The following is a 7671-nucleotide window of genomic DNA, read 5'->3' as shown; positions in this document are numbered from 1 at the left end:
CCCCCCCCCCCCCCCCCCCCCCCACGACCAGTTCGCCCGCGTCGCCGGAGCGGGCTGATAGCCGCACATGGTGGGGGCGTTCGCCGTCCGTGTCGAACGTGATCCCCCGCAGCACCTCGAACCCCTCGATCGTGTCCACCCGGTGGTCCGGGTATGCGGCCTCGATCACCGAGATCATCCAGCCGATCGCGTGGGCCGCTGGCAGCACGATCGTTGTGTCGATCCGGTGTGCCCTGAGGAGGTCGTCGGCCCCCGGGTCGATGTCGCGACAGGCGACATGGTCCGTGCCGGCTGGTTGCGAATGGTGGCCGTGCAGCGCCAGTGGCGGCGCGAGCAGGACGCTGCCGCTGTCCCGGCGGTCGACCAGCTCGGCGACGAATGCCTCGGCGGCCGCGTCGGCGTCGAGGAGAGGCACACCCCGTGACTCGAACAGCGCCCGCAGATCGGCGGTCACCATGCCGCCGTCCCACGCGCCCCAGGCGATCGCGGTGACGCGCGGGCGTGGGCCGTGGGACGCCGGGACGGGCCAGCGGCTCAACGCCTCGTTCGCGACGGCGTAGTCGGACTGCCCGCTGTTGCCGAAGACGCCGGCCACCGAGCAGAACAACGCGACCTGGCGCAGCGGCGCGCCCGCCACCGCGCTGAGAACCGCGGCCAGGCCGGCCAGTTTGGGGCCGAAGACCCGCCGCAGATCGTCGCCGCGCTTGTGCGCGAGCAGGCCGTCGGCCAGCGCGCCGGCACCGTGCACGAGCACGCTGATCCGGTCCCGATCCGCCTCGAGGGCGCTGGCGACGGCGGCCGGATCGTTGATGTCCACGCTGACGTAGCGGGCTCGGGCGCCGGCGGCCTCCACCGCCTGGAGGGTTCTCGCGATCTCCCGTTGCGCCCGCACCTGGGCAACCGCCGCCGCGACGGCCCGCGGATGCGGTGGGGCCCCCGTGAGCGAGTGGTCGGCGATCATCTCGCGAGCCAGATCGGCGTCCTCGGCACCGATGGACCAGGCGGGCAGGGGGTGTGTGACGTCGGTCCGGCCGAGCAGGACGAACTCGGCCGGGACCGCCGCCGCCAGCGCGATGACGCAGCGGGCGGTGATGCCTCGACCGCCCCCGGTGACCAGAATGACATCATCGGCGCGCACGGCCGGCTGCGCGCCCGCGGTCTGATCGGGCCCGCCGTCCGCGTTCGCCTGGGGAATCGCCGCGATCGTGCACCGGTTCCCGGCGGCGTCGATTCCGACCACCGCCGGGACGACGGCGGCATCGCGCAGTTCCGCCAGGAGGTGGGGCCCGAGCCGATGCGCGGGTAGGCCGGGATGGATGTCCAGCGCTCGGGCGAACAGGGCGGGCGACTCGGCGGCGATCGTTCTGCTCAGGCCGGCCAGACCGCCGAGTACTCGGCTCGCCGGGTCCGGCGAAGCATCCGCGCCGGTGCCCGGCCCGCCCATGCTTCCGTCGATCCGGGTCAGGGTGACGAAGGCGGCCCGGCTGTCGGCGCCGGCCGCGCGTAGCCGGGTGGTCGCGTGCTTCGCCACGAGCACGGTGTCGGCGAGGAGGCGGACGTCGCGACCGGGGTCGCGCGAAGCCGCAACACATACGACACAGGCATCGAGGCGGGGCCGAGCGGCGAAGAACGTGGCCAACCGCTGTTCCAGGCCGGCGTCGTCCCAGTCCGCGCCGAGCCAGCCCGCCGCAGGCTCGTCGTCCAGCAGCAACTCGTCGACCGTCCAGCCCGCGCCACCAAGGTGTTCCCGCAGCGCACGAGCATCGTCGGCGCCCGGTCCCAGCCGGACGACGGCCGCCGTCGGCCTTGCCGGAAAGGGGTTCGGCGCCTGGTCGGCCGGGGCCAGCGGCACGGTCAGCAACCGGTACCGCGGGATGATGGTGAGCGGGCCGCTGTTGCCGCCGGCCCCCGTCGCCTCGTCGCCGACGGGCGCCGCGTCCTCGGCGGGTTGCGGGTCGGGGGTGGCGAGGTGGCCGACGAGTTGGGTGATGGTGCGTAGTTCGGCGAGTGTTTCCGGGCCGAGTGCGGGGAGGTGTGGGTAGCGTTCGCGGAGCAGGCCGGCGATCTGTACTCGTTTGATGGAGTCGACGCCGAGGTCGGCTTCGAGGTCCATCTCCGGGTCGATCATCTCGACGGTGTAGCCCGTGCGGTCGGCGACCATCTCCACGACGGCCACCCGCAGCGACTCCCCCGCCGGGCGGCCGCTCGCGGCACCGGCCTGGGCTGTCGTCGGCGGTGCTGCCATCGATCCGCCGGCAGGTGCGGGGCCGGAGTCCAGGGCGGGCGGGGCGCCGGTCAGTGGCAGCGGCACGGCGGGCAGGAGCGGCGCGGCGGCAATCGGCGGGGAGAGCAGCACCGATCTTGCCTCGGTATCCCCATCACCCGCTGCGGGGACGTCGATCGGTGCGGCGGCGGCCGGGCCATCGCCCAGCCCGGACTCGCCCAGCCCGGCCTGGGCCAGCCCGGCCTGGGCCAGCCGGGCGAGTACGTTGTTCGCCGCGGAGTGCGCGCCGCTGATCGCCGCACTGACTGTCGCGATGTGGCCGACCAGGGCAGGCCGCCCCGCTGCGGCGGGCCCGCGCAGCGCGGTCAGCAGCTCATCGGTGATCTTCAGTTGGCCGTCGAGGTACCGGGTGTGCAGATCAGTCTGGCGGCTCAGGACGTCGGCGAAGCGCCACAGCGAATCGTCGGGATCCGGCCCCTCCGTCGGCATGTGTCCGTCGCCGTGGGTGAACTGCGTGCTCGGCTGTGGAGCTGGCAGCGCCTGCGGGGCTGGCGGGGCTACGTGGGCCGGCAGCGGCGCCGGTGTGGCCGCGTCGGGGTGGTACTCGACCTGGATCGCGTCGACGTAGGCCTGCCGGCGGGCCGGCGGCACGTACTCCGCACCGGTCAGGGACACCGTCCCGGCGGCGGGCGTGCCCGCGGCGCCGCTCCCCAGAGCGGGTGCCGCCGCCGACGAGAGCGGCACGCGCAGCGGGACGCCGAGCACGACCAACTGCGCGACGGCGCGGTGAAAGGCGACCTCACTGTCGCCGAGCGGGCCCGCGTCCACGGAGACGGTGACCACGTCCTCGGCGACGGTCCGGCGGGCCAGCTGGGTGAGTACCTGCTTGGGCCCGAACTCCACCAGGATGTTGCAGCCGGATTCCGCGGTGATGGCCCGCACCCCGCCGGCGAAGTCGACCGGGCTCAGCAACTGGTTCACCAGCACGTCGCGGTTCGCCGCCACATCCGGCCCGTAGCTGGAGCCGGCGGTGTTGGCGTGGACGGGTCCGTCCGGGGCGCGCAGGTCGACTCCGGCGACCGCGGCCCGGAAGTCCTCGACCGCGTGGGCGACGAGCGAGGTGTGGAACGCGGCCGACACGGGCAGCCGTCGGGCCTTGATTCCGGCCTCCTGGCCGGCGGCGACGACCGCTTCGACCTGTGCTGTCGGACCCCCGACGACCACCTGGTCCGGTGCGTTGAAGTTGCAGATCGTCACCTCCGGCGCGGCTGCCAGCAGGGGACCGGCGTGCGCGGCCGAGCACTGCAACGCGGCCATCGCGCCGGCCTCGTCGTCCGGGTGACGCGGGGCCATGGCCCGTCCGCGCGCGCAGGCCAACCGGAAGAAGTCGCCGTCGGTGAGCGCGCCGGCGGCCCACAGTGCGGTGAGCTCGCCGAAGCTGTGCCCGAGGTAGGCGGCACAGCTCAGCCCGAGCTCACGTAGCGCCCTGAACTGGCCGACGGCCAGGGCGCCGATGGCGGGCTGGGCGAACCGCGTCTGCCGCAGCGTCTCCTCTGCCTCGCCGGCGTCCTGCTCCCGGAAGGCGTGCGGCGGATAAACCGCTGGTCCCAGGCGCCCGCCGGCGCCCGCGAAGGCGAACTCGGCCTCGTCGAAGGCCTGCCTGACCGCAGGGTCGGTCAGGGCCAGTTCGATCCCCATGTTGACGTACTGGCTGCCCTGGCCTGCGAACAGCGCACCCACCCGGGGCCGACGCAGCGCGCGGGAGCGGAAGTAGATCCCGGCCGGGGCGGACCAGTCGTCCGCGTCGGGCCGGGCCTCGAGCAGGCCGGCCGCCACCTCGCACAGCTCGGCCACTCGGTCCTCGTCGGTGGTGATCAGGGCCAGCCGCGGTGCGTCGGCGGGGATCGGACCGTCCGTCGTCGCGGCCGGGCCCGACCGGACCGCCTGGGCCAGCGCGGCGGTGTCCTCGGCGTGCCAGCAGAGGATCCGGGCGCGCCGATGGAGCGCGACGGCCGGCGCCGGGCCGTGCTCCTGCAGCACGACGTGGAAGTTGGTGCCGCCGAAGCCCATCGCGGACACGCCGGCCCGGCGCTGCGGCCGGTCGGGATCGCGGATCCATGGGCGAGCGGTGGTGTTGAGGTAGAGCGGACCGCCCTCGATCGCCTTGTTCGGGCTGTCGATGCCGATCGTCGGCGGCACGACCTTATGGAACAGCGCCAGCGCGGTCTTCATGAGACTCGCCGCGCCGGCCGCGCCCTTGGTGTGCCCGATCTGCGATTTCACACTCCCGATCGCCGCGTACCCGCGGTCGGTGGTGGACTCGTCGAGGACCGAGACGAGGGCGCCGATCTCGGTCCGGTCGCCCACCGCGGTGCCCGTCGCATGCGCTTCGAACAGCTCCACCGATGAGATGGGAAAGCCGGCGTCGTCGTAGGCGCGCCGCAGCGCGAGCTGCTGGCCCTCGGCCCGGGGCGCGTAGATGCTCTTGGCCCGCCCGTCGCTGGAGGCGCCGATGCCGCGGATCACCGCGTAGATCCGGTCGTGGTCGCGCTCGGCGTCGGCCAGCCGCTTGAGTGCCAGCAGCCCGATGCCCTCGCCCAGCAGCGTGCCATCGGCGGACTGGTCGAACGGCCGGACCCGGTCGGAGTGGGCCAGGGCGCCGGTCTTGCTGAAGCACATGTAGGTGAAGATCGAGTTCTCGGTGTCGCAGCCACCGGTGATCATCATGTCGGCGCGGCCGTCGACGAGCTCGTTGACGGCCATCCGCACGGCCGACAGCGAGGCGGCGCAGGCGGCGTCGACCGTGCAGTTCATCCCGCCGAGGTTGAGCCGGTTGGCGATGCGCCCGGCGGTGACGTTGGCCAGCAGCCCGGGGAAGCTGTTCTCCTCCCAGGGCGCGAAGGCCCTGGCGAACCGGTCGGAGATCTCCTCGGCGTCGGCCTCCGTCAGCCCGCAGCTGCGCACGACCTCGCGCAGGACCGGGGTCGACAGCCGCATGGCCAGCGGGTGCATCAGGCCGACACAACCGACGACCCCGAGGACGACGCCGGTGCGGGCCGGGTCGTACCACGCGGAACCGACCGCGCCCGCGTCGGCCAGGAGGTCCCGGGCCACCAGCAGGCTCAACGTCTGGAGGCTGCTGGTCACCCCGAGCAGATTCGGTGGCAGGCCGAACTCGATCGGGCTGAAGTCGATGTCGGGAAGGAATCCGCCGCGTTTGGCGTAGACCTTGTCCGGTACCGCGGGGTCCGGATCGTAGTAGTCCGCGACCCGCCAGCGGTCGGGCGGGACCTCGGACGAGCAGTCGACCCCGGCCACGATGTTCCGCCAGTACTCGCCGCTGTTCCGGGCCTGTGGGAACAGCCCGGCCATTCCCACGATGGCGATCGGAGTGTTCGCCAGCCGTCGATCGTCGAACGAGGAAGTCGAATCCATGATTTCTTCTTTCTCGTGGTTCCGCACGCGGCCCGGCGCGCGGCGGCGCGTCAGTGGATCAGTGGAACGCAAGCGCCGGAAGCGGCGGAGCCGGGTCCGGCGCCGTCGCGGTGAGCGCGATTCCCAGGCTGTCGGCGACGGCGTCGGCCATCTCCCCGGCGAAGCGCAGGTGGCCGGCGCGGTTGGGATGTATCCCGTCGGCGGACCAGAGTTCGTCGGCGTCCCATCCGTTTCCCGGGCGGGCCGTGTCGAGGCAGACCAGGTTGAACTCCGCCGCGACGGTGCGCAGCGCGGCATTCGCATCCCGGATCCGGGCCCTGATCTCCGCCCCGGCCGGGGCGGCGAGGGCCATGCGCCGGGTGACGTCCGGATAGGTGGCGGTGAACGCCAGGGACGCGTGGCGCGTCAGGGCGTCGAAAATCGTCGTGAGATTCGCTCGGAACTCGGCCGGGCGGTATTCGCCGACGATGTCGTTGAAGCCGGCGATCATCCCGGCGAGCCGCGGGCGGGCGGAGCGGACCGCGTCGAGTTGCCGGTCGAGGACCGCGGCCGTGGTCGCGAGGTGCTCACCATGGTTGCGACACTCGTCGTCGCGCAGGCCGAGCAGGCCCGCGAAGGTCGGTAGCCAGCCACGGTAGCCGGACCCGTGCGGAGCGGGATCGCCGCGGCCCTCGACGAAACTGTCGCCGATGACCACGAGTCGGACGGGCATAGCTGTCCCTCCCAGGGCGGAATCGGCGAGCGGTCAGGCTCCGACGGTCGGCTGGAATCCGACCTCGCGGTACATGCGCTCGAGCCGCTCGGGGGCGAAGAACTCATGACCGGGCGTGGCGCCGGCCAGGAGTCGGAAGAACTCCGTGCGGTAACGCTCGTGGCGGCTCGACGCGTCGAAGGCGTCGTAGATGTCCGACGGCAGGTCGAGTTCGGAGATCGTGCAGGTGAAGTTGTAGGTCTCGGCGGTTTCCTCGTCGCGGTGCGCGCCATACGCCCGCAGCGCCGTGTCGAGAACCTGGTCGTCCGTGTCCAGCCCGGACAACAGTGCGCTCGACAGCATTCCGGCGTGGCGGAACGCGTCGGCGATACCGTTTCCCGTGTACGGATCCTTGTAGTAGCCGGCATCGCCGACCAACGCCCAGCCCGGCCCGCTGGCCTGCCGGTAGTAGTTGTCCGGATAGAGCATGGGCTGCAGCGGCGCGACCCGCTCGGCCTGGCGCAGATCGTCCCCGAGATCGGGGGTGACCTGATCGACGACCTCCTGGAAGTTCGCCTCGTCGGCGGCGCGGAACGCCCGGAACCGGGGCCGCTTGCGCATGACGGCGACCAGGTGCAGCCCGTCGTTGGTCGGCCAGGCCCCCATCTGCTGCTCGTCGTGGCCGGTGCGGTGGTGGAAGGAGGACCACGGCAGGCCGGCGAAGTAGCTGTAGTAGATGAAGCACGACGCCGGCACGTGGTTGTAGGTGGTGGCGCCGGCCAGCCGGGCGATGGTGGAGTTCGCGCCGTCGGCGCCCACGACGACCCGCGCCCGCTCCTCGCTGACCGTTCCGGCGGCCGACCGCCCGCGGATGCCCACCACCCGGCCCTCGTCGTCGAAGACGAGCTCCTCGACCGAGTAGCCCTGGCGGACCTCCGCTCCGGCGCTCTGCGCCGCCTCGACGAGGGCGGCGTCCAGCACCGTCCGCCGGGGCGCGTAGACCGCGTCGATGCCATCGATGGGATCTGAGAAGCCGCTGATCCTGATGTCCTTGAAGGACAAGGTCATGTACCGGATGGGCGTGGCGTCACCCACCGCTGCCGCCAGCACGCCCCAGTCGCGCAGCAGCGCGAGGCCGGTCTGCTGGATGAAGTGGGTCGAGACCGTGTCGCTCGGGAACGTCGCCCGATCCACCAGCAAGACCCTTCTCCCGGCGCGGGCCAGCAGCATCGCGAGGGGAGATCCGGCGCAGCGGGCGCCGACGACGATCACGTCGTACATCGTGGATTCCTTCCAGAAGGGGGTTTCCGCGCGCCGCGGG

The 7671-nt window shown here is 72.7% G+C and carries 3 protein-coding genes; all 3 read right to left on the bottom strand.

Going from position 1 to position 7671, the window contains the following annotated elements; all coding sequences use genetic code 11:
* Positions 1-5659: type I polyketide synthase (locus MXD60_RS22635; RefSeq protein WP_248821351.1), on the bottom strand; the 5659-nt coding region annotated here is incomplete at its 3' end.
* A 58-nt stretch (positions 5660-5717) separates the two neighbouring features.
* On the bottom strand, positions 5718-6371 hold the full coding sequence (locus MXD60_RS22630) for an SGNH/GDSL hydrolase family protein (RefSeq protein WP_248821350.1): 654 nt from the start codon (positions 6369-6371) through the stop codon (positions 5718-5720).
* 33 nt (positions 6372-6404) lie between these two features.
* A complete protein-coding gene (locus tag MXD60_RS22625) occupies positions 6405-7631 on the bottom strand; it encodes an NAD(P)/FAD-dependent oxidoreductase (RefSeq protein WP_308222571.1) in 1227 nt (408 codons plus the stop codon).
* Between the last annotated feature and the right edge of the window lie 40 nt (positions 7632-7671).

Origin of the sequence: Frankia sp. AgB32 (genome assembly GCF_023243045.1) — a bacterium.
Lineage (GTDB): Bacteria > Actinomycetota > Actinomycetes > Frankiales > Frankiaceae > Frankia.
This window is presented reverse-complemented; position numbering and strand designations above follow the sequence as displayed.